Annotated in this window: 27 protein-coding genes and 1 pseudogene; 17 read left to right on the forward strand and 11 right to left on the reverse strand. The window is 68.6% G+C overall.

From position 1 onward, the window contains the following. Positions 1–125 precede the first annotated feature (125 nt). Positions 126–914 (forward strand): annotated as a pseudogene (locus tag J2S53_RS08745) (SAM-dependent methyltransferase); the annotation flags it as partial. Between the two features lie 48 nt (positions 915–962). Here J2S53_RS08745 and J2S53_RS08750 read toward each other — a convergent pair. The 3 genes from J2S53_RS08750 to J2S53_RS08760 all read right to left on the reverse strand — a co-directional run bounded on the left by J2S53_RS08750 (position 963) and on the right by J2S53_RS08760 (position 4725). Then, positions 963–2156, reverse strand: coding sequence for an MFS transporter (locus J2S53_RS08750; protein ID WP_456240572.1), 1194 nt, complete (start codon positions 2154–2156; stop codon positions 963–965). A 134-nt stretch (positions 2157–2290) separates the two neighbouring features. Beyond that, positions 2291–3481, reverse strand: a complete 1191-nt coding sequence (locus J2S53_RS08755; protein ID WP_456240573.1) for an acyl-CoA dehydrogenase family protein — start codon at positions 3479–3481, stop codon at positions 2291–2293. Between the two features lie 23 nt (positions 3482–3504). Then, complete coding sequence (locus J2S53_RS08760; RefSeq protein WP_456240574.1) at positions 3505–4725, reverse strand: CaiB/BaiF CoA transferase family protein; 1221 nt, start codon at positions 4723–4725, stop codon at positions 3505–3507. A 316-nt stretch (positions 4726–5041) separates the two neighbouring features. On the opposite strand from J2S53_RS08760, the gene J2S53_RS08765 reads away from it, so the two are divergent. Continuing rightward, entirely contained in the window at positions 5042–5698 is a 657-nt protein-coding gene (locus J2S53_RS08765) for a GntR family transcriptional regulator (RefSeq protein ID WP_456240575.1), read from the forward strand. Positions 5699–5776: 78 nt separating this feature from the next. Here the strand turns inward: J2S53_RS08765 and J2S53_RS08770 are convergent, their stop codons facing one another. The 3 genes from J2S53_RS08770 to J2S53_RS08780 all read right to left on the reverse strand — a co-directional run bounded on the left by J2S53_RS08770 (position 5777) and on the right by J2S53_RS08780 (position 8105). Beyond that, positions 5777–6634, reverse strand: coding sequence for a 3-hydroxybutyryl-CoA dehydrogenase (locus J2S53_RS08770; RefSeq protein ID WP_092979369.1), 858 nt, complete (start codon positions 6632–6634; stop codon positions 5777–5779). 240 nt (positions 6635–6874) lie between these two features. Beyond that, the gene (locus J2S53_RS08775; protein WP_456240576.1) at positions 6875–7579 is read right to left on the reverse strand and encodes a dienelactone hydrolase family protein; all 705 of its coding nucleotides are present in this window, start codon (positions 7577–7579) and stop codon (positions 6875–6877) included. Continuing rightward, entirely contained in the window at positions 7569–8105 is a 537-nt protein-coding gene (locus J2S53_RS08780; RefSeq protein ID WP_456240577.1) for a hypothetical protein, read from the reverse strand. Before J2S53_RS08780 ends, J2S53_RS08775 begins: the two co-directional genes overlap by 11 nt. Positions 8106–8414: 309 nt before the next feature. Here J2S53_RS08780 and J2S53_RS08785 point away from each other — a divergent pair, with 309 nt between their 5' ends. Further along, complete coding sequence (locus tag J2S53_RS08785) at positions 8415–9647, forward strand: serine hydrolase domain-containing protein (RefSeq protein ID WP_092979066.1); 1233 nt, start codon at positions 8415–8417, stop codon at positions 9645–9647. Between the two features lie 141 nt (positions 9648–9788). Here the strand turns inward: J2S53_RS08785 and J2S53_RS08790 are convergent, their stop codons facing one another. Both J2S53_RS08790 and J2S53_RS08795 read right to left on the reverse strand, forming a co-directional pair. Next, positions 9789–10118, reverse strand: a complete 330-nt coding sequence (locus J2S53_RS08790; RefSeq protein WP_456240578.1) for a DUF2795 domain-containing protein — start codon at positions 10116–10118, stop codon at positions 9789–9791. A gap of 191 nt (positions 10119–10309) precedes the next feature. Next, positions 10310–10900, reverse strand: a complete 591-nt coding sequence (locus J2S53_RS08795) for a type 1 glutamine amidotransferase domain-containing protein (protein ID WP_456240579.1) — start codon at positions 10898–10900, stop codon at positions 10310–10312. 219 nt (positions 10901–11119) lie between these two features. On the opposite strand from J2S53_RS08795, the gene J2S53_RS08800 reads away from it, so the two are divergent. The 3 genes from J2S53_RS08800 to J2S53_RS08810 all read left to right on the forward strand — a co-directional run bounded on the left by J2S53_RS08800 (position 11120) and on the right by J2S53_RS08810 (position 14714). Beyond that, positions 11120–11572, forward strand: coding sequence for a peroxiredoxin (locus tag J2S53_RS08800; protein ID WP_456240580.1), 453 nt, complete (start codon positions 11120–11122; stop codon positions 11570–11572). A 139-nt stretch (positions 11573–11711) separates the two neighbouring features. Continuing rightward, positions 11712–12908 (forward strand): L-2-hydroxyglutarate oxidase, encoded by a 1197-nt coding sequence (lhgO, locus tag J2S53_RS08805; RefSeq protein ID WP_456240581.1) that lies wholly within the window; start codon positions 11712–11714, stop codon positions 12906–12908. Between the two features lie 168 nt (positions 12909–13076). Then, positions 13077–14714, forward strand: a complete 1638-nt coding sequence (locus J2S53_RS08810) for a serine/threonine-protein kinase (RefSeq protein ID WP_456240582.1) — start codon at positions 13077–13079, stop codon at positions 14712–14714. Between the two features lie 36 nt (positions 14715–14750). Here J2S53_RS08810 and J2S53_RS08815 read toward each other — a convergent pair whose 3' ends face one another. Further along, positions 14751–15578 (reverse strand): SGNH/GDSL hydrolase family protein, encoded by an 828-nt coding sequence (locus J2S53_RS08815; protein WP_456240583.1) that lies wholly within the window; start codon positions 15576–15578, stop codon positions 14751–14753. Positions 15579–15895: 317 nt separating this feature from the next. On the opposite strand from J2S53_RS08815, the gene rocD reads away from it, so the two are divergent. Then, positions 15896–17137: an ornithine--oxo-acid transaminase gene (gene rocD, locus J2S53_RS08820; RefSeq protein ID WP_456240584.1), complete on the forward strand. Its 1242-nt coding sequence runs from the start codon at positions 15896–15898 to the stop codon at positions 17135–17137. Between the two features lie 79 nt (positions 17138–17216). Here the strand turns inward: rocD and zapE are convergent, their stop codons facing one another. Beyond that, entirely contained in the window at positions 17217–18254 is a 1038-nt protein-coding gene (gene zapE, locus J2S53_RS08825) for a cell division protein ZapE (protein ID WP_456240585.1), read from the reverse strand. 55 nt (positions 18255–18309) lie between these two features. Here zapE and J2S53_RS08830 point away from each other — a divergent pair, with 55 nt between their 5' ends. The 10 genes from J2S53_RS08830 to J2S53_RS08875 all read left to right on the forward strand — a co-directional run bounded on the left by J2S53_RS08830 (position 18310) and on the right by J2S53_RS08875 (position 23552). Next, a complete protein-coding gene (locus J2S53_RS08830) occupies positions 18310–19080 on the forward strand; it encodes a pyrimidine reductase family protein (RefSeq protein ID WP_456240586.1) in 771 nt (256 codons plus the stop codon). A gap of 62 nt (positions 19081–19142) precedes the next feature. Then, complete coding sequence (locus tag J2S53_RS08835) at positions 19143–19661, forward strand: RNA polymerase sigma factor (RefSeq protein WP_456242745.1); 519 nt, start codon at positions 19143–19145, stop codon at positions 19659–19661. Beyond that, complete coding sequence (locus J2S53_RS08840; protein WP_456240587.1) at positions 19658–20257, forward strand: anti-sigma factor family protein; 600 nt, start codon at positions 19658–19660, stop codon at positions 20255–20257. Before J2S53_RS08835 ends, J2S53_RS08840 begins: the two co-directional genes overlap by 4 nt. Before the next feature lie 123 nt (positions 20258–20380). After that, on the forward strand, positions 20381–20920 hold the full coding sequence (locus tag J2S53_RS08845) for an Asp23/Gls24 family envelope stress response protein (RefSeq protein ID WP_092979092.1): 540 nt from the start codon (positions 20381–20383) through the stop codon (positions 20918–20920). A gap of 86 nt (positions 20921–21006) precedes the next feature. After that, positions 21007–21360 (forward strand): hypothetical protein, encoded by a 354-nt coding sequence (locus J2S53_RS08850; protein ID WP_456240588.1) that lies wholly within the window; start codon positions 21007–21009, stop codon positions 21358–21360. Continuing rightward, positions 21357–21689, forward strand: coding sequence for a hypothetical protein (locus tag J2S53_RS08855; protein ID WP_456240589.1), 333 nt, complete (start codon positions 21357–21359; stop codon positions 21687–21689). Before J2S53_RS08850 ends, J2S53_RS08855 begins: the two co-directional genes overlap by 4 nt. A 63-nt stretch (positions 21690–21752) precedes the next feature. Continuing rightward, positions 21753–21932, forward strand: a complete 180-nt coding sequence (locus tag J2S53_RS08860; protein WP_092979099.1) for a DUF2273 domain-containing protein — start codon at positions 21753–21755, stop codon at positions 21930–21932. Continuing rightward, positions 21929–22339, forward strand: coding sequence for an Asp23/Gls24 family envelope stress response protein (locus J2S53_RS08865; protein WP_456240590.1), 411 nt, complete (start codon positions 21929–21931; stop codon positions 22337–22339). The genes J2S53_RS08860 and J2S53_RS08865 overlap by 4 nt, the downstream gene beginning before the upstream one ends. 28 nt (positions 22340–22367) lie before the next feature. Next, a complete protein-coding gene (locus J2S53_RS08870; protein WP_456240591.1) occupies positions 22368–22901 on the forward strand; it encodes a DUF6286 domain-containing protein in 534 nt (177 codons plus the stop codon). Positions 22902–22925: 24 nt separating this feature from the next. Continuing rightward, on the forward strand, positions 22926–23552 hold the full coding sequence (locus tag J2S53_RS08875) for an alkaline shock response membrane anchor protein AmaP (protein WP_456240592.1): 627 nt from the start codon (positions 22926–22928) through the stop codon (positions 23550–23552). A 13-nt stretch (positions 23553–23565) separates the two neighbouring features. Here the strand turns inward: J2S53_RS08875 and J2S53_RS08880 are convergent, their stop codons facing one another. Continuing rightward, positions 23566–24462 carry an EamA family transporter gene (locus tag J2S53_RS08880; RefSeq protein ID WP_456242746.1) on the reverse strand — a complete coding sequence of 299 codons (897 nt, stop codon included), beginning with the start codon at positions 24460–24462 and terminating at the stop codon, positions 23566–23568. Positions 24463–24562 lie beyond the last annotated feature (100 nt).

Below are 24562 nucleotides of genomic sequence, written 5' to 3' on the forward strand. Positions count from 1 at the left end.
TTATCACGCTGCGATTGCGGCATTCGTCTCGGCCGGAGCCGGCACGCGTCCCGAACTCACGGTGAACACTTCGACAGGTAGTGCTGTAACGCCGCGCCCCCGGAGGAGACAAACAGGATGTGGGCATGATCTGGGACGATTCCCGATACCGACGGCAACTGGACCTGACGCGCCCCTGCGGCGCACGAATCACCGACGCCTTCCTCGGGGGCTGCCACAACTTCGGTGTCGAGCGAGAGTTCGTGGAACGTGCCGAGCGGAGGATACCCGGCATCACCGCCACGATGCGGGAGAGCCGGGTGTTCCTGCGTCGCGCGGTCGACCATTCCCTCGCATCGGGGATCAGGCAGTTCATCGACCTCGGTTCGGGACTGCCGACCGTGGGCCACATTCACGAGATAGCGGGCAGGCTGACTTCCGACTACCGGGTCGTCTACGTGGACAACGAACCGTTGACCGCGGCACACGGGGCTCGACTCCTGACGGACGAACCGAACACGGCGCTGCTGCACGAGGACTGCCGCGAGATCGACTCGGTACTCGCCGCGCCGGAACTGCGACGGTTGATAGACCTGAGCGAGCCGGTGGCGCTGGTACTGACCGGTGTGGTGCACTCCCTGCCGGAGAGTTCGGACCCGCGATCACTGGTGAGTTCCTACCGGCGGACACTGGCGGCCGGCAGCCACTTGGTGCTGGCCCACTTGACCGACAGCGTCCAACCGGAGCGGGCCCGAACCCTGCAGCGGCTGTACGCGGAGAGTTCGGATCCGGTGTTCGCCCGCGGTACCGGTTGGATCGACACGCTGTTCGGCGATTTCGAGATACTGGATCCCGGTACGGGGCCGCTCGCGGCCTGGCGCCCCGAACCCCGGGAAACCGGGGGCACCGAGCGCTGTCGGATGCTCTACGGCGGAATCGGCCGCAAACGCGAGCCAGCGGAAGGCGTTTCGGCGACCACCGGATCAGTGGGCACGCCGCACGGTGGTGCGGCGCCACACGATCCACAGCGAAACGGCGGCGAGCAGGGCCACCACTCCAGCGGCGGACCACGCCTCGGCCAATCCGGCGTGCGAGGCCACCACCCCGAATAGCAGCGGCCCGGCACTACCGCCGATGTAGACGCCGGTCTGGCTGACCGAGGTCGCGCCGGCGACCCGTCGCGGGTACAGCCCGGCCACCGCGAAATTGAGCAGTCCCGGCCACGACCAGCCCGCCCCGAAACCGACGACGGCTCCGATCAGGAATGCCACCGGAAGCGGCAGCGCCATCAGCACGAATCCCGCGGATCCGATCAACAGCAGCAGCGTGATCACCGCTATGGGGTTCGGATTCCTGCGGTCCGCCAGCACCCCCATCGCCAACCGCATGCACAGCCCGGCGACCGACCCCACAGCCAGCACCAGCCCGGCGGCACCGGGGCCGAACCCGACCTGCACTCCGGTGGTGGTCACGAAGGACCCCAGCGAGTTCGCCGCCGCCGAGGCGAGACCCGCTGCCAGGGTTATCAGCAGCAGCACGCCCCTGCCCGGCTCGACCGACTCCCGCCCAGCGGCGATGGCGGAACCGCCGTGTCCGGTCACGCTCCTCGGCACGGCCAACGCGGCACACATTCCGACCAGCGCCGCACCCGCGAAGGCCCAACGCCAGCTGAACGTCAGCGCCACGGCCGGAACGGCCAACCCCGCCAGCAGGGTGGATGCCGGAATGGCGGACTGCTTGATGCCGAAGGCTGTGGCGCGGCGATTCGCGGGTACGCATCGCGCGATCAGCAGATTGGAGGCGGGCTGCCCCAGAGCGTTGGGAAGCCCGGCCAGCCACAACATCGCCAGCAGCCAGCCCAGGTTCCGAGAGCTCGCGATACCCCCGGCACAAACCGCGCTGCCCACCGCGGCCAGCCGCATCGCCGGAACGGGCCCTATCCGCTCGGAGAGCCACCCCATCAACCGGGAGGAGAGCGCCGCCACCGCGAAGAATCCGGCGGCGCCGGCACCGAGCACAGCGGGGCCGAATCCGAAGTCCTGTTGCAGCTGAACCCCGAGACCTCCGACGAGGAACGCGGGCAGGATTCCCACCGTAACCACGACCGCGACCGACGACATCGCCCGTTTGGGCAGTCGGACCACGGGGTCACGTGTCAGCGGCATCGCTTCCGGCATCACGGCACCAGTCCCTCGTCGGCTCCGGTAAGGGGCACCCGAGCGTCATAGCACTCCGCGCCGTTGCACCGAACGGACTAGTGACCGATCCCTCGCCCCGGCGCACATTTCGCGAGAAATCGACGCCGCCCCGATCAGTCCCGGAAGGCCTGCACCCCCGTCATCGCGGCACCGATCGTCAGCGCGTGCATCTCGGAGGTTCCCTCGTAGGTCAGCACCGACTCGAGATTGGTCATGTGTCGCATCACCGGGTACTCCAACGAGATGCCGTTGGCACCCAGCACGGTCCGCGCGGTACGCGCGACCTCCAGCGCGCCGCGCACGTTGTCCAGCTTCCCGAAGCTGACCTGCTGCGGCAGCAGCCTGCCCTCGTCCTTACGCCTGCCGAGGTGCAGCGCGAGCAACCGTCCGTTGTGCACCCGCACCGCCATGTCGGCGAGCTTGGACTGGGTGAGCTGGTGCCCGGCCAGGGGTTTGCCGAACTGCTCGCGCGAGGTGGAGTAGTCCAGCGCCGCACGCAGACAGCTGTGCGCGGCACCGTTGGCTCCCCAGACGATGCCGTACCTGGCCTCGTTCAAACAGCTCAACGGACCACGCAGCCCGGTCACCTCCGGCAGCACGGCGTCCCGCGGCAAGCGCACGTCGTCGAGGACGAGTTCACTGGTCACGGAGGCGCGCAGTGAGAGCTTGTGTCGCATCTCCGGCGCGGCGAATCCCGGTGTGTCGGTGGGCACGACGAAGCCGCGGATGCCCTCGTCGGTGCTCGCCCAGACGACCGCGACATCGGCGATCGTGCCGTTGGTGATCCACATCTTGCGACCGTTGAGGATCCAGTCGGTACCGTCCCGACGTGCCGAGGTGCGCATCGAGGCCGGATCCGAGCCGTGGTCGGGTTCGGTCAGCCCGAAACAGCCGATGGCCTCACCGGCCGCCATGCTCGGCAGCCAGTGCTGCTTCTGCTCCTCGGAGCCCCAACGCCAGAGGGCGAACATCGCCAGCGAGCCCTGCACCGACACCAGCGAGCGCAGACCGGAGTCGCACGCCTCCAGCTCCTCGCAGGCCACGCCGTAGTCCACAGCCGACATCCCGGCGCAGCCGTAACCGTCCAGATGCATGCCGAGCACGCCGAGCCCACCGAGTTCACGTGCCAGCTCGCGCGCGGCGGGCAACTCACCGTTCTCGAACCACTCCCCCACGTAGGGCTGCACCCGGTCGCGACACAGCGCGCGAACGCTGTCCCGGATGGCCAGTTGTTCGGTGCTGAGCTCGTCGTCGATACCCAGCGGGTCGCGGGGATCGAAGTCCGGGCGGGATCCGGCGTTCATCTGCTCATGCCTCCAAGGACGCGTCAGATCGGGTGAATGTCCATCCCCGAACCGGTGAGATCGCGAGCGCGCGAGCCCGGTTCGGGCGCGGCCGGCGGCGTCCCGCGGCCGAGCAGCCAGTCGAGGATCTCGGTGTTGTGTTCGCCCAATCGCGGTGGCGGGGTTGGGTCGGCGTGGCCGGACTCGGACAGCCCTATCGGGTTGCGCACCGACGGTGCGTACCCACTGCCGGGGGAAATCGTGGGGTCCAGCCCCAGGGACTCCGCGTAGCGCACCGCACCGGCCAGGTCGTTGACCTGCCCGCAGGCGATTCCCACCCGCTGCAGTCGGTGCTGCCAGGCGGCTGCCGGACGTGCCCCCAGCACGTTCTCCAGCTCCACCACGAGCTCCTCGCGGTTGTGCACCCGGTCCGCGTTGCTGGCGAACCGCGGGTCGTCGGCCATTCCGACGAGCCCGAGCGTTTCGGTGAACCTGCGGAACTGCTCGTCGTTGCCCACCGCCACCGCGAGCGACGCGTCCTCACAACGCAGTGTCTCGTAGGGGGCGATACTGGGATGCCGGTTGCCCATGCGTTCCGGGCTCTCACCCGTCACCAGGAAGCCGCCGATCTGGTTGACCAACCCGGAAAGCAGGCTGGAGAGCAGATTGACCTCGATGTGCTGCCCGCGGCCGGTGGACTCGCGCTGCCGCAGCGCGGCCAGGACACCGAGCGCCGCGTCCTTGCCGGTGAGCACGTCGACGACGGCCACGCCCACCTTGTTGGGCGGCCCGTCCGGTTCTCCGGTGATGCTCATCAGCCCGCCGACGGCCTGCACCACGAAGTCGTACCCGGCCAGCTCCGCTCCTTCCGCACTGCCGAAACCGGAGACGGAGACGTAGAGCAGACCGGGGTTGTCAGTTCGGAGGCTCTCGTAGTCGAGCCCGAACCGCCGCAGCGAGCCCGGCTTGTGGTTCTCCACCAGCACGTCGGCGCGGCGCGCGAGCTCGATCGCGGCAGCACGGTCGCGCTCCGCGGTCAGATCGAGGGTGACGCTGTGTTTCCCCCGGTTCAGCGATTGGAAGTAGGCGGAGCCCGATTCGGTCCACGGCGGCCCCCAGGACCGGGTGTCGTCCCCGGTGTCGGGGCGTTCGACCTTGACGACGGTGGCGCCGAGATCGGCGAGCAGCATCGTCGCGTAGGGCCCCGCGAGCACCCGGCTGAAGTCCGCGACAAGCACCCCCTCCAGCGGCAGAGTCCGCGCCATTCGGCTCTCACCTTTTCTCGCGTTCGCGGCGCGTACCGCGTCCTGTCGGTGTCCTCCGTCACCGCCGTACGACAGCCTTTCGAGTGGCCGAGTGTGATCACCTCAACGGCTTCGGTGGTACGGAAGGCTTGCGGCGGCGTAAGGTTGGATCCAATATACAGTTGAGCGGGCGCCGGTCAAGCCGAACCGAACGTGAGAGGGACTACCCCTCCGACCGCATCGGTCCAGTAACGGCTTTCCCGGAGACCACGGGCCCGTCGGGCACACGAAGAGGTTCCACGGACACTCGACTCCGACAGCGGATCACGGGAGTGAGATGCCACGACCGCCGACAACCCAGCAGTTCGTGCTCGAGGAGCTGCGCAGAGCGATCCTGTCCCGTCAGCTGGCGCCGAACCAGCCGATACGGCAGGACAGCGTGGCGCACGAACTGGGGGTCAGTCGGGTACCGCTCCGCGAGGCACTCAAAACGCTGGAGGCGGAGGGGCAGGTGGTCTACCGCCCGCACCGGGGCTACACGGTCGCCGAGCTGTCACTGGCGGACCTGCTCGAGGTCTACCGGTTACGCGAACTGCTGGAGACCGAGGCCGCCCTGGTTTCGGCCACCAAGGCCGATGAGGCCGACTCCGCGGCGGTACGGGCGGAGCTGCGTGCGGTCGCCGAGGCCGCGGCGAACGACGACCTGGTGGAGATGATCGCGGCCAACCGCAGGTTCCACTTCGCGATACTGGAACCGGCGGACATGCCGTGGCTGATGCGCATGGTGCGCACGCTGTGGGACACCACCGACGCCTACCGGGCGGTGTACTACAACGCCCCCGACAACCGGAGTCGCGTGCTCGAGGAGCACGAGACGATCGTGCGTGCCTTCGAGGCGCGCGACGGCGCGGAACTGGCCGAGCTGCTGCGACGACACCGGGAACACGCCGTGGCGGCGTTGCGGACGACGCTGGACGAGACCGCGAACGGTTGACCGGGCACCACCGGTCGAGGACACGCGGTGCGAGTCCGCGCCACATGCCCTCGGGCGAGCTCCGGTGGCAGCCGGACCTCAGTAGTCGTAGAATCCCCGCCCCGACTTCTTGCCGTTCAGTCCGGCGTCGACCATGCGCCGCAGCAACGGCGGGGCCGCGTAACCGGGATCGCCGTACTCGGCGTGCATCGAGTCGGCGATGGCGACGATCGTGTCCAGCCCGACCATGTCGGCCAGCGTCAACGGCCCCATCGGGTGAGCACAGCCGAGCACCATCCCGTTGTCGATGTCCTCGGCAGCTGCGAAGCCGCCCTCGTACATCCGCACCGCGGAGAGCAGGTACGGCACCAGCAGCGCGTTGACCACGAAACCGGCCCTGTCCTGCGCCCTGATGGGTTGCTTGCCGAGCTGTTCGGTGGCGAACGCCGAGGCCACCCGCACTGTTTCCTCCGAGGTGACCAGCGCGGGCACCAGTTCGACGAGTTTGAGCACCGGGACCGGATTGAAGAAGTGGACACCGATGACACTGCCGGGCCGCTCGGTGGCTCCCGCCAGCTTCGCGATCGGAATGGACGAGGTGTTGGAGGCCAACACCGCGTCCCGGTCGGTGACCACCCTGTCGAGCTCGGCGAACACGCCGGTCTTGATGTCCGGGTTCTCGGCCACGGCCTCGACCACCAGCTGCCGGTCGGCCTGTTCGGCCAGTTCGTTGGTGATGCGCAACCGGCCCAGTGCCGCGTCCCGGTCCTCCTCGGCGAGCTTGCCGTTGCCGACCGCGCGGTCCATGGACTTCCGGATCCGCGCCCGGGCCGCCTCCGCCGCGCTCTCGTCGATCTCGGAAAGCACCACGTCGAGACCTGCCCGGATACTGACCTCGGCGATACCCGACCCCATCAGACCGCCACCCACGACACCGACACGTTGGATCTGCCCCACCACTTACGTCCTTTCGCGCAACGACCGAACGTCGAGCGGGGGCTCGACGTTCGGGAAGTACTCGACCGAGAATTACCGAACAGTAACCCTGGTTACCCTAGTAGTTCGACAACGGCACGAAAACAGCCCGCGCCGCGCGACGAACGGCCCCGCTCCGCGGCGTGGCGAATCCGGGGTGCCGCGAATCCCACGGCCGGGAATCCACGGCCAGAAATCCACGGCCGGGACGACACCCCCGATTCATGCGGTGGCCGTGGTGGACAGATAACGGGAGAACCAGGCACCGGCGACCTCGGCGACCTGCCGCAGCGCACCGTTCTCCTCGAACAGGTGAGTGGCACCGGGAACCCGGTGTACCTCGTGGTCGATCGGGATGTGTCGAGCCACGTTCTCGTTGAGCCGCAACACCTCGCTGTCGCGCTCGCCCACGATCAACAGCGTCGGTGCCCGCAGGGCGGCGACCCGCTCGGTGGTCAGATCGGGACGTCCGCCGCGCGATACCACCGCACGCACGTCGTGCGGTCTGCGGACGGCCGCTCCCAGGGCGGCGGCCGCCCCGGTGCTGGCACCGAACAACCCCAACGGGCGATTCCGCAGTTCGCCACGCTCGGAGATCCAGTCGAGCACCCCCAGCACCCTGGCGGTCAGCAACTCGACGTCGAACCGGAGCCTGCCGTCGAGCTCGTCCTGGAGCCGTTCCCGGGGCGTCAACAGGTCCAACAGCAACGTGGCCAACCCCGTCCCGTTCAACCGTTCGGCTACGGCGACGTTGCGCGGACTGTGCCGCGAGGAACCACTGCCGTGCACGAACACCACGAGTCCACCCGGGTTGTCGAGCCCGGCCAGATCACCGGTCAACTCCTCGTCACCGCTGGTCTCCTTCGCGGGCAACGACACCTCTCGCCCCGAGGAAGTCGCGGCTGTGGTGTCCCGCTCAGCGTCCATCGTCCTCCACCCGTTCGGCGTCCTCTTCCGGTGCCCGTTGCACGACTCCGGAGTCGGTAGCCTCGATGCCCTCGGTTGACGAGGCGCTGCGCCCGGTGCTCTCCACCCGTTCCGCTTCCAGCACGTCGGCGTGGAAGGTCCGTATCGGACGCTCCTCCTCGGCAGCCCCTTCCCCACCGATCTCACCGTGCTCACCGGTTTCACCGGGCTCGTCACGGGACTCCGCCGAGTCGGTGACCGACGATGCGTCGAGCACGTCCGCACCACCCGCGTCGAAGTCGGGGCGTTGCTCCGCCAACCTGCTCTCCAACCCGCTCCCCTCCGCCTGTTCGCTCGGTGTCGGGCGCTGCCGGCTCACGGGGGACCAGTCATCGGGGGGTTCGATCCCCTCCTCCAACGGGTCCGCGGCGAGTTCGTCCTCGTCCAGATCAGCGGCCGACTGCAGCTGGGCGGGGTCTCTGGTCCGGTCCCCCTCGGAGACCGTCTCGTCCGCCGAAGGAGTCTCACCGTCGAACGGATCCGACATGGTCGCCTCCGTCTCGCTTCCATTGCTTCACCCGAACCGGTGGGAACGGTTGCCAGCACGACTACCCGCGAGCGCGTCGCACGCAAACCACGCGGAACGCGCCCTCGACCGAACGGGCGAGAACGACGCACTCGGATCGTCGCTGTCGCGACCGGGCGGGATGTATCAGAATGCGGTGGGACCGTGGTTTTCCGGCGTTTCGGGACGACACCGTTCCACCGTGAGTCCTCGGCGGACAGGGCCGAAGCAACGCGGGGTCGAAGCAACGGGGCGTCGAAGCAACGGGGCGGATGCGGAGAGGAGTTCGGCGTGGGGCAACTGCAAACCGAGGTCGAGCCCACCGATGTGGGACTCTGCCCGACGCGGCTGGAACGGATCGAACAGCATTTCGCCGACTACGTCACCGACGGCAGGCTGCCCGGCTGGCTGGTGCTGATCGCGCGGCACGGAAAGATCGCCTACCTCCGCACCCACGGGATGCGTGATCTGGAAGCAGGACTCCCGGTGGAGACGGACACGATCTTTCGGATCTACTCGATGAGCAAACCGGTCACCTCGGTGGCCGCGATGATGCTCTACGAACGGGGACTGCTGGAACTCACCGACCCAGTGGCCGATTACCTTCCGGAGTTCGACCAGCCCCGCGTCTACACCGGGGGCTCGGCCGCCGCCGCACAGACGCGCCCCGCCACCGAACCGATCAGGATCTGGCACCTGCTCACCCACACCGCGGGGCTCACCTACGGCTTCCACCGGATCCACCCGGTGGACCAGATTTATCGTGAGCAGGGGTTCGAGAACGGCTACCCGGCGGAGCTCGATCTGGCCGGGGCGTGTGCCGCGTGGGCCCGGCTGCCACTGCTGTTCGACCCCGGTACGGCCTGGAACTACTCGGTGGCGACCGACGTGCTCGGACGCGTGATAGAGGTGATCTCCGGCAGCACGCTCGACGAGTTCTTCCGGGCGAACGTCTTCGAACCACTGGACATGCGCGACACCGATTTCGCGGTGGCGGAGTCGGAGCTGGACCGGCTGGCCGCGCTCTACAGCGTGGACCGCACGCGCCGCGCCGTACGCAACGAACGGTTGAACCGGGTGAGCACCAGCCGCCCCCGGGTACTTTCCGGAGGTGGCGGCCTGGTCTCGTCCGCACGCGACTACCACCGCTTCACGCAGATGCTGCTCGGCGGCGGAGTGCTCGACGGCAACCGGCTGCTGAGCAACCGCACGGTCGGGTTCATGACCCGCAACCACCTGCCGGGCGGAGCTGATCTGGCCGAGACGGCGATGGGGTCGTTCTCCGAGTCCACCAACGCGGGGAAGGGTTTCGGGCTGGGGTTCTCGGTAACCGACCGCCCGCAGGCATCGAAGGTGCTGTCCTCGCAGGGACAGTACGCCTGGGGCGGGATGGCGAGCACCGCGTTCTGGGTGGATCCCGGCGAGGACCTGACCGTGCTCTTCCTGACCCAGCTGATGCCCTCCAGCGCTCATCCGATCAGGACACGGCTGCAGGCGCTGGTGTACCAGGCGCTGGTCGACTGACTCCACACGGTCCGGCGCCAACCGTGCTGGACGAGGCGGCTCCGGAAGCGGCTACCCGCCGCCCCTCGCGGAGGGCCGAAGTCGGGTGTTGGCTGTCCGATGTCGGCCCCTGACCGCGAGCGAGGACACGTGGCAACGCGCTCAACTGCCGCGGTTCTCCCCCAGTTCCTCCACGATGGGGTTGTTGGTGGTCTCGGTCTCGTGCTCGGCCAGTCCGTCCGCGGTACGCCGGGTGTTCTGGTCGGCCTTGTCGGCATCGGTCTGCCCCTGCTGGGAAGCCGGGTCGAGTTGGAGCGAACGCCCCACCTCGGTGAGGTTCTCGTACTCGTCGGCACGCGGCATGGCACGCAACGCGGCGAGCAGTTCCGCGTCGGCACCGTTGTTCTCCGCGTACTCGACGATCCGGTCCTTGCTCGCCGGGAAATCCAGTCCGGACAGACTCGTTTTCAGCTCGGCTCGATCCACAGCCACGGTCGGCTCCTTCCCTTTCGGGTGATGAGGTTGTCCTCGGGTAATGGGGTCGTCCTCGGGTGAGGTCCCCTGGGTAGGAGAGTCAGTCGCCACCGCCCCGTCACCGTGGGCGCTCGGCTCTGGCCGAGCGCGAACCGTTCGGTGGGCCGACACCCCCGGCACGGAGTTCGCGTGGGGCCCGGCCCCGCCGGTCATCCGGTTCCGGAGCCGGGAGCGCTGCGGGCCTGGGAACGATGCCTGCCCTCGGCCAACTCCTCGACCGCCTTTTCGCAGAAGGCGTCGAGATCATCGGGATTACGGCTGGTGACCAGCCCGGAATCGACGACGACCCGCTCGTCGGTCCACTCCGCTCCGGCGTTGCGCAGATCGGTGGCCAGGCTCGGATACGAGGTCATTCGCCGACCACGCACTACGTCCGCCTCGATGAGCGTCCACGGGGCGTGGCAGATCGCTGCGACCGGTTTCTGGTCGGCGAAGAACTCGGCGACGAAACGAACGGCTTCCGGCACCCTGCGCAGGGCATCCGGGTTCGCCACACCACCGGGTAGGACCAGCCCCGCGTAATCGGCCACATCGGCATCGGTGACTATCCGGTCCACCGGGAAGGTGTCCGCCTTGTCGAGATGGTGGAACGCCCGAACGGAACCGGAGGAAACCGAAACCAGCTCCGGTAGCCCACCGGCCTGCTCGACCGCCTGCCAGGGACGTGTCAACTCCACCTGCTCGACTCCTTCACCGGCGACCAGGAAAGCCACGCGCAGTCCGCTCAGGCTCCCGGCCATTCGTCAAACACCTCCACTCGGCATCGGGCGATCCGTGTGGCCTCGCGTTACCCCGTGGCAGGGGGGCTCAAACCTCACCGACCAACGGGACCGTCCGAAAGGGTAGGTTCGGTAGGGGGCCGAAGCCGATCATCGGAGACGTCGGGAGTTCGTGGTGGAACGACTCGCTCCGATCGATCCGGGCACGCGAGCCGAAACGGCATCTCGAAAGGAGTCCTGGTGCGGTCTGGCGAACTCGTCCCGGATTTCGAACTGACCGATCAGCGCGGAGCGCAGCGCACGCTGTCCGAACTGCTGACCGGCGGCATCGTGGTGCTGTTCTTCTACCCGGCCGCCATGACCTCCGGATGCACCACGGAGAGCTGTCACTTCCGGGACCTGGCGACCGAGTTCGCCGTGCTGGACGCCCAGCCGGTCGGTATCAGCCCGGACCCGGTGGACGAACAGGCCCGGTTCGCGGAGCGGAACTCACTGGGATTCCCCCTGCTCTCCGACGAGGACGGTACGGTGGCGCGTTCCTTCGGCGTCCGTCGCGGTTTCGGTCCGCTGCCGGTGAAACGGCACACCTTCCTGATCGATCGCGACAGCCGTGTCCTGCGGGTGATCCGCAGCGAGTTCCGCATGGGGGTCCACGCGGACAGGGCGGTCGAGTTCCTGCGGCAACGCGGCTGACATCCGGTCGTGGCTCGCACGCTCCCGGGGTGCACTGTGTCGTCCCACACGCGAGGCCACCGGGACGGTCGTGCTCCGGGAAGCACACGGAACGTCCCTTCCCAGGACGTCGAGCAACGCGCGAGAGGACGTGACGCACTTGACCGAACGGACCGTCGGCATCGTCGGGGGCGGCATCGTCGGCCTGGCGGTGGGGCGCGAGCTCACTCGACGTCACGAGAGCACCCGGGTAGTCGTGTTCGAGAAGGAGAACCGGCTCGGTGCGCATCAGACCGGGCACAATTCCGGTGTCGTGCACGCGGGCCTGTACTACGAACCAGGCAGTCTCAAGGCGGAACTGTGCGCTCGCGGTCGGTCGATGCTGCGCGAGTACTGCTCCGAGCGGGAACTGCCCTATGTGGAGTGCGGCAAGCTCGTGGTGGCTGTCGACGGTTCCGAGCTCGCCCGCTTCGACGCGCTCGAGACGAACGCGCGGCGCAACGGTGTTCCGGGACTGCGACGTGTGGCCGGTTCGGAGATCACCGAGATCGAGCCCCATGCCGCCGGAGTGGCCGCGCTGCACTCCCCCGAAACCGCGATCACCGACTACGCGGCGGTGGCCCGAGCGTTGGGTGAGGACATCGAGCGGGCGGGTGGCAGCGTCCTGCTTTCCACGGCCGTGACCGGAGTGCGGCGGCGGGTCGGGGGTGTGGACATCGAGACCGCGGACGGGATCCACTCAGTGGATCGGCTCGTAGTGTGCGCCGGCCTGCGGGCGGACCGGGTGTCCCGCTGGGCCGATGGTGCCGACGGACCGCGAATCGTGCCGTTCCGGGGCGAATACATGCGGCTCGCCCCGTCGGTGCGCGAGCTGGTCCGCGGCATGATCTATCCCGTTCCGGACCCGCGTTACCCGTTTCTGGGGGTGCACTTCACCCGCCGTGTTTCCGGGGAGGTCGAGGTCGGGCCGAACGCGGTCCTCTCACCGCACCGGGAGGGCTACCGTCGTCGTGACGTGTCCCTGGACGAGCTGCGCGGCATGGCGGGTTGGCCGGGATTCTGGCGGATGGCCCGCGAACACTGGCGCACCGGTGCGGTGGAGATGCTGGGCAGCCTCTCGGTAAGGGCCTACATGCGCACGGCACGCCGTTACGTGCCCGAGGTGGGCGTCACCGATGTGCGGCGCGCGGGCGCAGGAATCCGGGCACAGGCCGTGGATCGGGACGGTTCACTGGTGGACGATTTCCGGATCAACCACGAGGACGGCATCACCACGGTGCGCAACGCGCCGTCTCCCGCGGCCACCTCCAGCCTGGCGATAGCCGAGCACATCGTCGATCGCGTGGCGGCGAACTGAGAACGATTCGGAACGGCCGAGCTCCGCGGCAGAGCCGAGGACAACCCGCCTGACCGTCACCAGCACCGAAAGGCAACCTCGGCACGAGACCGCACGTCACCCGGTTGGGACCACGCGCCCGGCCCGAACCATTAGGCTTGGTGACCGAGACGGTGAAGGGGGAACTCAGTGCAGCCGCTGCTGACCAGCGAGCCGAGCAAGGTCGGCGACTATCGGCTTTTCGCCAGAATCGGCAAGGGGGCGATGGGCGCGGTATACCTCGGGTGTTCCAGAGGGGGACGTCCGGTGGCGGTGAAAGTGGCCAAGCCGGAACTGGCCGAGGACGCCGACTTCCGTGAACGGTTCCGCCGCGAGGCCAGCATGTCGGCGTCCGTCGGGGGGTTCTGGACCGCGACCGTGGTGGACGCGGATCCCGAGGCGGAGCACCCCTGGTTGGCCACCGAGTACGTACCCGGCCCCACGCTGCACCAGGCGGTGAAGGAGCACGGGCCGTTCCCGGAACACACCGTGCGCAGGCTCGGAGCCGGTCTGGCCGAGGCGTTGCAAGCGGTTCACCGGGCGGGGCTGGTCCACCGCGACCTCAAGCCCGCCAACGTGCTGCTCGGTCCGGACGGTCCTCGTGTGATCGACTTCGGCATCTCCCGGGCGATGGCCGCCACCGGCATGACGGCCACCGGGATGTTCTTCGGCACCCCCGGCTTCTTCTCCCCGGAACAGACCACCGGGGGTGAGGTCGCCCCTCCCAGCGACGTGTTCTCGCTGGGGGCGGTGCTGGTGTTCGCCGCGACGGGGAACGCTCCGTTCGGCAACGAGAACAGCGCCGCCATGCTCTACCGGGTCGTGCACGCCGAACCGGACCTGGGGCCGGTCCCGGAGACGTTGCGTCCGCTGATCGCCTCCTGCCTGGCCAAGGACCCCAACGTCCGCCCGAGCACCGGCGAACTGCTCGATCACCTCGGCCATTCGGGCTCACCCACCGGCGAGTGGCTTCCGCGACGCGTGACGACGCTGATCTCGGCGCACACCGCGGAGCTGGACCGGGTGTTCCGGGGCGAACCGCTCTCGGCGGGCAACGACGGCACCCGGGTGGAAGAGCGGGGTGGCTCGGTCGCGGCCGGGGCGACACCCGCCGCTGCCGCTTCGGGAGCCGCCGCTGCCGGACCTTCGAGCACGCCACGGGACGGTTCCCGACCCGCCGAGGGCTCGCGCGCCGCGACCGCGAACGAGCGTCCCGGAGTCGCGACCGGCGGCCCGGAACGGGGCCGGACGGAACGGCCGCTGGTGCGGCCTGACCTGGCGGGGCCGGTGTTCCGGAGCGGCAGACGGGTCAACGCGCTGTTGTGGGCGGCGTTCTCGGGAGCACTGGCCTACGGCACGGTGATGATCGGCGCGAATGCCGTGACCCACGGTCCCAGCCGGGCCCTGCTGGCACTCGGGGTGTTCCTGCTCGTGCTCAGCTGCGTGCTGTGCCTGGCGCAGGCACTGACACCGGAGATCAGCCTGAAGATCAACAGCGATGGCCTGCGGATATCCCGCATGGGGCTGCACCGCGAGATCCCCTGGAGCCAGGTCGGCAGAGTGGGCCTGGTGGGCAACGGCAAGAAGCAGGCGCTGACGGTGTGGGCGCACCAGGAGTTCACTCCGCACTCCAAGTGGTGGCACCGCACCCGCGAGTACTACGGCGGTAACAAGATCTTCCCCGTCGGCGCCACCGGCGGATGGTGGGCCAGGCGGCGCGAGGCCCGCAGGCTTCGCACCGCCCTGCAGCAGTACGCGCCGCGCAGTTACGACGCGAGACTGCTCTGAGCTCCCCGGACCGGGATCGCCGGTAACTCCGAGCGCTCAGCTCGCCAACTGGCTCCGCGTGGCGACGAAGCCGGAAACATCGGGCAAGAAGCCCTGCTCGTGGCCGGTGGCATTGGGGTGGAAGGACTCCTCGACCGGGTAGGAGAGCCCGTTGATCCAGGGTTGCGCACCGCACACGCCGTGTCCGGAGAAGTCGTCGCGCACGTCGAGGAACGAGAAACCGGCGGCCGCCGCCTGCTCGGAGATCACACTGTCGAGCGTGTCGGCGGCGTCGTTGAGCCTGCCCCGCTCGAACTCGCTCAGCAGGGACAGGCAGGGGCCGAGCTCGAACAGCCTCGGATAGCCCACGACGGCCACTCGGGCTTGCGGAGCCGCGGCGGCGATCGCGTCGTAGGTCTCGGCCAACTCGGCGGGAAGCTGTTGGGTGGCGTAGTTCTCCGCCTCGGTGACCGCGTCGTCACAGGTCTGGTCGCCGCCGGCGTTGCAGGTGGTGATCACATCGACGAATCCGGCGTCGTTGCCGCCGATCGAGACGGTGACCACATCGGTACTCGCGCTCAGCGCGTTGACCTGCTCGTTCAGGACATCCGGGGTCTGCGCCCCCGCGCACGCGGCGAAGTCCAGGGAATCGACCGTTCCCCGGTCCGCCATCAGTCGCGGATAAGCCTGTGGGCTCCGCAGGCAGTCACCGCTCTCCGAGGTGTAGTTTCCGATTCCCACGCCGGACGCGTAGGAGTCGCCGAGGGCCGCGTACTCGACCGGATCGGCGAGGTCGTTCGCGGCGCTCGCGGCGGGGGCCAGCAGTGGGAGCAGGGCGGCAGCCAGGACGGCGGAACAGCTGTTCGACAGCACGGATTTGCGCACGGATACCTCCGGTGGCCTTGATCGACCGTCCGTGATTATCAACACACCGAAGGTCACGAAAGGCGAACACGGGAAATCCGCCGGAATTGGCTGCGATCGTGTGAGACCCCCTCACCGGAAAGTCGGAACGGGCCGGGGCCCGTACGGAGCAGCCCCGCGGCGGGCGAGGCACGGGAGGACAGCAGGCGAGGCTTCCCACCCCAACGGGTGAAAGCGCACAACGAAGACGTGCACACCGGAACCACGACGCAACGAACAACCAAAGGAAGCAATGTGTCGCGGCTGAAAGTGTTGCCGTGACGACATAGTCTGTTGCCATGACCGCGGCCGTACCGAGCGTGCGTGGCACGCCTACCGAGACATCCGAGTTCCTGGCACTGGACGAGACCTACTCCGCGCACAACTACCACCCACTTCCGGTGGTGCTCTCGAAGGGCACCGGAGCGTGGGTGACGGATGTGGACGGTAACGAGTACCTCGACTTCCTGGCGGGCTATTCGGCGCTGAACTTCGGGCACCGCCACCCGGACCTGGTCGCTGCCGCGACGGAACAACTCGAACGTGTGACATTGACCAGCAGAGCGTTCCACCACGACCAGTTCGGGCCGTTCTGCCGGGAGCTGGCCGAACTGACCGGCACGGAAATGGTGCTGCCCATGAACTCCGGGGCCGAGGCCGTGGAGTCGGCGATCAAGGTCGCCCGCAAGTGGGCCTACCGGGTCAAGGGGGTCGCCGAGGACCGTGCGGAGATCGTCGTGGCGGGATCCAACTTCCACGGCCGCACCACCACGATCGTGTCGTTCTCCACCGACCCCGAGGCGCGCGCCGACTACGGCCCCTACACCCCCGGCTTCGTCGTCACCGATTACGGCGACGCCGCCGCGGTCGAGTCGGCTATCACCCCCGACACAGCTGCCGTCCTCGTCGAACCCATCCAGGGCGAGGCGGGGGTGATCGTGCCCGAGCAGGGATACCTGCGCGAACTGCGAAGGCTGTGCGACGACAACAACGTGCTGCTGATCGCGGACGAGATCCAATCGGGACTGGCCCGGACCGGCGAGCTGCTGGCGACCTCGCACGAGGGGGTACACGCGGACCTCTACACCCTGGGCAAGGCCCTCGGCGGGGGAATCCTCCCCGTTTCCGCGGTGGTGGGAAGCCGCGCAGTGCTCGGTGTGCTGCGTCCCGGGGAGCACGGCTCGACGTTCGGCGGCAATCCGCTGGCCTGCGCGGTGGGTCGAGCGGTGGTGAACCTGCTGTCCAGCGGATACTTCCAGGATCGGGCGCGCGAGCTCGGTGACCGGCTACACGCCCGCTTGAACCAGCTGGTCGGTAACGGTGTTTCCGAGGTCCGCGGCCGCGGCCTGTGGGCGGGCGTCGACATCTCGCCGGGCGGCCCCGAAGGACTCACCGCGGCCACGGAACTGATGCGGCGCGGTGTGCTCTGCAAGCAGACCCAGGAGAACACGCTGCGGATAGCCCCACCGCTGGTGATCACCCCGGAGGAGCTGGACTCCGGCCTGGACGCCGTGGCACACGTGCTCACCACCGAACGCTGACAGGACAGGGCTGACAGGACAGGGCGGCCGGCTACCGGTGCACCGGAACCGCCCAGCCAGGCTCAGGAACCCGCCCGGCTCAGGAGGTGGCCAGCTCCCTGGAGAGCGCGGTGAGCCTGCTCAGCGCACGCAGGTACTTCTTGCGGTAACCCCCCGCCAGCATCTCCTCGCCGAACAGTACGGACAACGGCTCGCCGGAGACGCGCACCGGTACCGCGCGGTCGTAGAGCCGATCGGCGAGCGCCACCACCCGCAGCGCCACCCCCTGATTCGGCACGGTGTGCACCCCGCTCAGGTGAACCGCGGCGACATCGTCGACCATTCGGCCGTACTTGGAGGGATGCACCCGCTGCAGGTGGGCGCACAGCTGTTCGAAGTCGTCGAAGGTGGCAGCGGGGGTGGCACGCGCCCGCTCGGCGAGCTCGGTCTCCTCGAGCGGTTCAGGTGGTTCGGGCTGATCGCGGTGCCGGTAGTCGGGACCGTCGACGCGCACGACGCGGAACCGCTCGGCCATCGCGTGAATCTCCCGCAGGAAGTCCACGGCGGCGAACCTGCCCTCGCCCAGCTTGTCGGGCAGTGTGTTCGAGGTCGCGGCCACCCTCACTCCGGCGTCGGTGAGTCTGCTCAGCAGCTGGGTGACCAGCATCGTGTCCCCGGGGTCGTCGAGCTCGAACTCGTCGATGGCCAACAGTCGATGGCCGGAGAGCCTGCGCACGGCCTCGTTGAAGCCGAGCACACCCACGAGATTGGTCAGCTCGACGAACGTGGCGTAAGCCTTCGGCTGCTCGACCTCGTGCCAGAGCGAGGCGAGCAGGTGCGTCTTGCCCACGCCGAAACCGCCGTCCAGGTAGAGCCCGGGCAGGCCACCGGAGTGGCCGTTCCTGCCTCCCCGGCCGAACAACGAGCGCAACCAGGACCCTCCACCGGAGGCGGAGCGTCCGGTATCGGCGGCGAACTCCCTGCAGGCGGCGACCGCCGCGGCCTGACTGGGCTCCGCCGGGTTGGGCAGGTAGTTGTCGAACCGTACTTCGTCGAAGCGCGGTGGAGGAGTCAGCGCGGCGACCAGTTCGTCGGAACCGAGCTCGGGATGGCGGTCGACCAGGCGCGGCATGCTCATGCTGGAACTGTAACCGGAGGCTCGTGGCTGCCCGTGGGCGTGCTGTGATGGGACCATGCAGCAGCTGTGGCCCGTTCCAGAGACGAAACAGGTGGACAGCGAGCCGGAAACGGCCGACGAGCTGGAAAGTTTCTACGAGTACCCCTCGGAGCTGAGTCGCCCGTGGGTGAGGGTGAACTTCGTCTCCAGCCTGGACGGCGCCGCGGCGGTGAACGGCGGTTCACGCGGGTTGTCCAGCCCCGTGGACCGACGCGTGCTCTCGCTGATCCGGGATCTCTCGGATGTCGTGCTGGTCGGGGCCGGAACCGCGGCGGCCGAGGGATACCGGGGATTGCGGCGCACCGAGGCGCGCACCCGACGACGTGCCGAACGCGGTCTGGGTGAAGTGCCCCCGATAGCGGTGGTCACCGGCAGCGGTTCGATCGACCCAGCATCGCCGCTGCTCACCGACACGGTCACCACCCCGATCGTGCTCACCAGCGAGGCCGCGCCCGTCGAGCGCGTCGCCGCGCTGACCGAGGCGGGCGCCGATGTGGTGACGGCCGGGCGGAACGAGGTCGACCTCCCGACGGCCCTGCGGGAGCTGGCACGGCGCGGGCTGTACCGCATCGGTTGCGAGGGTGGTCCCGGCCTGTTCGGAGCCCTGATCGCCGCTGACGTGGTCGACGAACTCTGCCTCACCGTGTCACCACTGCTGACCAGCGGGGACACCAGTAGGATCGCCACAGGCCCAGTGGCCGGAACACCGCGTGGCATGCGGCTGCTCTCGGCGCTGTACGCCGACGAATCGATGCTTCTGCTCCGCTACGGGAGACTGGCCGAGTGACCGACGGGGTCGATTCCGACCAACAGCTCGACGAGCGCGTCCGCGAAGACAGCGCACTGCTCATGGCGGCCAGGAACGGCGACACCTCGGCGTTCGACTCCCTCGTTCGCACGCACACCGACAAGCTCTACCGCGTGGCACTGCGGATCGTGGGCGATCCGGCGGAGGCGGAGGACGCCGTGCAGGACGCCTGGGTCTCCGCCTGGCGCTCGCTGGCCACGTTTCGCGGTGACTCCGCCGCGTCGACGTGGCTCTACCGGGTGGTCACCAACGCGGCGCTGAGCCAGGTCCGCAAACGGCGCCCCACGGTTCCGCTGGACCCGACCGACGAATCCATGACCCCGGTGGGGAATACGGGGAACCCGGAGGGAACGGCCTTACGCGAGGAGGAGACCAGACGAGTGCACGCGGCGATATCCCGCCTCGAAACCTCCCAACGACTGCCACTGGTGCTGCGTGAGCTCGAGGGGATGAACTACGAGGAGGTCGCCGAAGTGCTGGAGGTGAACGTCACCGCGCTGCGGTCTCGGCTCCACCGGGCACGTCTGGCACTGTTGGCCGAATTGAAGGAGGTGCCTTGAACGAAGAGAACTTCGCTTCGGATCGGCGCCTGCCCTGCGGTCAACGTGTCGGCGAGCTGATCGGATATCACCTGGACGGTGTACCCCCGGCGTTCGAGGAGCACCTGCGGGACTGCCCGCACTGTCGGGCGGAGCTGGCGGAGATATCCCGGCGCTGGCGACCGGTGCGACGACTGGCACGGAGTCACGCGGTCCCCTCGAACGACCTGGTGGACCGAACGCTGACCACCCTGCGCGGACTGCGCGACAGGCACGGTGGCCAACCGCTGGAACTGTCACAGGAGCACGGCAAACTGCTCATCCAGGCAGCGGCGACGCTGAGCCTGACGCGACGGCTGAGCGCGGAGGTCCTGGACGACTTCTCCGGCATGGCGATGCGCTCGTGCCTGATGGCGGACGAGGCGGTGCGCGTCGATGTGGTGGCCGCCTACCCGACGGCCGCTCACGAATTCCTGCCCGAGATCCGTCGCAGGCTGGTAGCCGCGCTGCACGGCTATCTCGGCGCGGGAACCCCGGATGTCTCCGTACGACTGGCCGATGTCGTTCCGCCGTGGGACGGAACCGGGGAAGAAACTGACATTCCCCCAATCGGGTGATAACACGTATCGAGCCGGAAGACCGCGGCACGAATTAGCATCTGATCGGGTACCAGTCCACACCGACCAACCCCGTCATCAGCTCGGAAGGCGGGGCGACCGGTGTTTCCGAAAGGAGTCGGCATGACGCAGTCGGGCAGCAGCTCCACCCGTTCGAGCAAGTCGGAGTCCACGCAGTCGGAACAGCCGGGCGGCACGGACGTGACCGGTATCCCGGAGTCCCGTTCGCCGGACACACCCGCGCGCCTGGCGGACGACACCTCGCAGGGCAGGACCAGCATCTCCTCCTCGGTGGTGCAGAAGATCGCCGGAATCGCCGCGCGGGAGATCTCCGGTGTGTACTCGATGGGTGGCGGCGTGTCACGCGCTTTCGGTGCCCTGCGGGAACGCATCCCCGGCGGCACCGGGAGTTCGAACGTTTCGGGCGTGCAGGTGGAGGTCGGGGAACGCCAGACCGCGATCGATCTGGACATCGTCGTGGAGTATGGTGCCGCGATCGTGGATCTCGCCCGTGCGGTACGCCGCAATGTGATCCACAGTGTGGAACGCATGTGCGGCTTGGAGGTGACCGAGGTCAACATCTCGGTCAACGACATCCACCTCCCCTCCGAGGACGAGGAGGAGACCACCCAGCAGAACGGGACGGGATCACGAGTGCAGTGACCGGCTGAGCGGTGACTCTGCCCGGTATCCCCGTCCGAAAACGTTGTGCGTCCCGAACCACGCCACGACAGCACGGGAGCACGAGGATGACCACGGAGAACGAGACCACACGGGAGCACGAGCACGTCGCCGAACGGATAGCGGCAGCGGCCCTCGAACACCCCTGTGTGGTCCGGCTGGACGGCGGGGAACACGGAATCGTCGCCACCCACCTGCCCGGGCGACGGGTGACCGGCGTCCGAACCACCGCGGACACCGGCGACGCGACCGAGGTGTGTGTCGTGCTGCTGCTGCGACGTCCCGTTCCCGAGCTAGTGGCCGAGATCCGGGAGAGGATACGCGAAGTGACCGATGAAACGATGATCGACGTGACCGTCGCGGACGTGCTGGCACCGGAACACGAACCGGAGTCGAACCACGGGACGGGTGAGGCGAGGTGATCGGTTCGCGCCGGGATGCGGATTCGCATCGGGGTTCGGATTCGCGCCGCGCCTCTGATGAAGCCAGTGAAGCGCGGGTCCGACTGCGGGAGTTCGTACGTGCGAACCATCCCGACGTCGGTGGTGATCCCGAAGTCTTCGCCGCCGGTGTCGCGGAACTACAGTCGGCACGGGACGGAGTGCGCTCGCCGAGCGAACCACCGACTCCCCTGCCCGGCGAACGGGGAGACGGGCCGGTGGTGCTCGTGCGTCGGCACGGTCTGCGCGGGCTGCTGGCCCGGATACGGGAATGGCGAGCACGCCGCGGGCGCGGGCCGCGAGTCGTATGACCGCGGCGGTCACGTACCGACCGAACACACGCCGGCTCGCGGGACGAATAGGAAGGTTGTGCCATGAACGCGACACAGACCGGTTTGATCGCCGGGCTGATTCTCGGCGTAGCGGTTACCACTGGTGGTTTCACCGCCTTTCTGATCACGTTGGCGGTCGGTCTGATCGGCTTCGTGGTGGGCCGGTTCGTGGACGGCGACATGGAGTTCGGTGACCTGTTCGGACGGGGTAAGGACCGGTGACCGGGACAGTGGGCACCGCCGAGAGCGCCGCGACGACACGTTCCGAGCACGGCGGTATCACCGAGCCGTCGGAGCGCGGTGGACTGCGGATCGACCGGGGAGTGCTGCGCAGAATCGCCGAACACGCGGCGGACTCCGTGTCGAACTGTGTCCGGACGCGACGGCGCGTGGCGGGACTCGGTACGGGCGAGCACGGAGCGACGGCACGGTTGGCCGGTCCGGAACGACAGTTGCGGATACGTCTGGACCTCGCGCTGCGTTATCCGGCACCGATCGCCGAGACCGTGAGCGCCGTTCGCGAACGAGTGCGCACCGAGCTGGAACGCATGGCGGACTGCCGGGTCGCCACGGTGGACGTCACGGTCACCGCGCTGGTGCCACACCCCACCGCCCCACGAGTGGAGTAGCCGCTCCCACTGGAAGGACTGCCGACCGATGCGTGCGTTCGTTCGAATCCTCACCACGCTGTTGGGACTGCTGTTCCTGGCCGCTGGTCTGCTGCTGGTGATCGAAGCGGTACGAGCCGCCGTCTCTACCGGTGCGGATCCGCTGCTGGTGGGTCGTGCCACCATGCGAGACGAACTGGCCGGAGTCTCCTGGCGGGACACGCTGGTGCGAACGGGGGCGGCCGTCACCGCCGTGCTCGGCCTGCTGCTGATTTTCGTGGCCGCCCGGGCCGGTAGGGGAGACATCAGGCTGCACGACCCCGCGCCGGAGGTGGTGGTGGTCACCCGTCCTCGGTCACTCGCACGGCTGGTCGGCCACCGGGTTCGGGAGCAGGACGGGGTGGCAAGCGCGTCCGTGGTCGCGCGCCGCAAAGCGGTGCGGGTGAACGCGGTCAGCCAATTCACCGAGGTCGGTGACCTCGAACCCAGACTGCGGGAGACCGCTCGTGCCGCGACGGAGGAACTGCCGCTGGTCACGCCCCCGAAGGTCTCGGTCGCGGTCAAACCGGCGAAGCAGCGATGATCACAAGGCTGTCGAGGAGCGATCATGGCGGTTGAGCAGTCGAGCACACCGAGACACACCGAGCGGACCGCGAACCGGCTGGGACGCTCGCTGACCTTCGAGCGGACGATCGTTCACGTGGTCGGGACGCTGGCGGTACTGGCGGGTGCGCTGACACTGCTGGTGGGCTCGGGTGTCCTCGGGGTGTACCGGGCGGACCGCCCGGTACTGGACCCGCTGCTGGAGCGGTGGATCCGGGACAATCCCCGGTTGAGCCTCACGGCAGTGGCCGTGCTGGGCGTGCTGCTGGTGCTGCTGGGACTCTGGTGGCTGATCCACGCGTTGCGTCCGGAGAACCGCCCGGACATCCACATCGGCGGCGGTACCGCGGGAACCACCTCGCTCACCGGGACGGCGTTCACGGACGCGGTGCGGACCGACGCGCGCGAGGTCAGCGGTGTGACCCGAGCACGGGTGCGTACCACCGGCACCGCCGAGAACCCCGGGCTGCGGATGGTGCTGTCGTTGCAGCACGGCACCGACGTCCGTCAGGTCTGGGAGGAACTGGACGAGAAGGTGCTCTCCCGAGCCCGCGAGGCGCTCCGTGTCGAGACGCTGCCGACCGTTGTCCGGCTGAACCTGGACAGCTCACCGGCGCAACGCGTGCGGTGAGCTGTCCCGGCGCTCAAGCTCGTCCACCACCGCGAGTCGCTCCGATCGAGGCGAGCACCACGCACAGCACCGCGAGCCACTGTCCCGCGCCGAGCGCCTCCCGCAGCACCACCAGCCCGGCCAGGGCTGCCACGGCGGGCTCCAGACTCATCAGCACCCCGAAGACTCGCGGCGGAATACGGCGCAGCGCCTCCAGCTCCAGTGAGTAGGGCACGACGGAGGACATAAGGGCGACCACCAGTCCCACGGCCAGCACGTGCGGATCGAGCAGTGCGGTGTTCGACTCGACCACCCCGAACGGGAGCACCAGCACAGCGCCGACCGCCATCCCGACGGCGAGCCCGCCTCCGCCCGTGGTGCGGTCACCGAGTTTGGCCCCCATCAGGATGTAGCCCGCCCAGAACACCGCCGCCAGCAGCGCGAAGGCGACCCCCAGCGGATCGAGTCCGCCCTCCACGCGGGAGAGCAGCAGGACGCCGGTGGCGGCGAGCAGCGCCCAGACCACGTCGAGCTTGCGACGGGAACCGAAAACCGCCACCGACAGCGGCCCCAGGAACTCGATGGTGACGGCGATACCCAGCGGAATCCGCTCGAAAGCGTGGTAAATGCTGGTGTTCATCCCGGCGAGCATCGCGCCGTATCCGGCGACGACGAAAAAGGTCCTGCGGTCCATCCGCAACGCGGGACGCCACACCAGCAGCAGCACCAGCGCGGCGAAGGTGAGTCGGATCGCGCTCACGCCGAACGCACCGGCCATGGCGAACAGCTGCTTGGCGAAGGCGGCACCAACCTGCAGACTGATCATGCCGGTGACCACGAGCACGGGAGGTGGCACGGCCCCGAAAGCACGGGTGGCCAGCGCGCCGAACCGCCCGTCGGGATGCCGCCCGGCTGACGATGCCTCGTCCAGTTGTGCCACGGTCGCGTTCCATTCCTGTCCGAATCGATGCTGCACGGGTCGACGACGTTCGCCACCACCGGTGTCCGCGCGGGTGCCCGTCTCGCGGGAC

Source organism: Actinopolyspora lacussalsi (genome assembly GCA_030803735.1).
Classification (GTDB): domain Bacteria; phylum Actinomycetota; class Actinomycetes; order Mycobacteriales; family Pseudonocardiaceae; genus Actinopolyspora; species Actinopolyspora lacussalsi.

Coding starts and splice junctions, on each gene's coding strand:
- J2S53_RS08850 (WP_456240588.1), top strand. CDS start 21,007: ATGACCACGGAGAACGAGACCACACGGGAGCACGAGCACGTCGCCGAA.
- J2S53_RS08795 (WP_456240579.1), bottom strand. CDS start 10,900: ATGGCCGGGAGCCTGAGCGGACTGCGCGTGGCTTTCCTGGTCGCCGGT.
- J2S53_RS08755 (WP_456240573.1), bottom strand. CDS start 3,481: ATGAACGCCGGATCCCGCCCGGACTTCGATCCCCGCGACCCGCTGGGT.
- J2S53_RS08765 (WP_456240575.1), top strand. CDS start 5,042: ATGCCACGACCGCCGACAACCCAGCAGTTCGTGCTCGAGGAGCTGCGC.
- J2S53_RS08875 (WP_456240592.1), top strand. CDS start 22,926: ATGGCGGTTGAGCAGTCGAGCACACCGAGACACACCGAGCGGACCGCG.
- J2S53_RS08870 (WP_456240591.1), top strand. CDS start 22,368: ATGCGTGCGTTCGTTCGAATCCTCACCACGCTGTTGGGACTGCTGTTC.
- J2S53_RS08775 (WP_456240576.1), bottom strand. CDS start 7,579: ATGGACGCTGAGCGGGACACCACAGCCGCGACTTCCTCGGGGCGAGAG.
- J2S53_RS08860 (WP_092979099.1), top strand. CDS start 21,753: ATGAACGCGACACAGACCGGTTTGATCGCCGGGCTGATTCTCGGCGTA.
- J2S53_RS08830 (WP_456240586.1), top strand. CDS start 18,310: ATGCAGCAGCTGTGGCCCGTTCCAGAGACGAAACAGGTGGACAGCGAG.
- J2S53_RS08750 (WP_456240572.1), bottom strand. CDS start 2,156: ATGCCGGAAGCGATGCCGCTGACACGTGACCCCGTGGTCCGACTGCCC.
- J2S53_RS08780 (WP_456240577.1), bottom strand. CDS start 8,105: ATGTCGGATCCGTTCGACGGTGAGACTCCTTCGGCGGACGAGACGGTC.
- J2S53_RS08845 (WP_092979092.1), top strand. CDS start 20,381: ATGACGCAGTCGGGCAGCAGCTCCACCCGTTCGAGCAAGTCGGAGTCC.
- zapE (WP_456240585.1), bottom strand. CDS start 18,254: ATGAGCATGCCGCGCCTGGTCGACCGCCATCCCGAGCTCGGTTCCGAC.
- rocD (WP_456240584.1), top strand. CDS start 15,896: ATGACCGCGGCCGTACCGAGCGTGCGTGGCACGCCTACCGAGACATCC.
- J2S53_RS08835 (WP_456242745.1), top strand. CDS start 19,143: ATGGCGGCCAGGAACGGCGACACCTCGGCGTTCGACTCCCTCGTTCGC.
- J2S53_RS08760 (WP_456240574.1), bottom strand. CDS start 4,725: ATGGCGCGGACTCTGCCGCTGGAGGGGGTGCTTGTCGCGGACTTCAGC.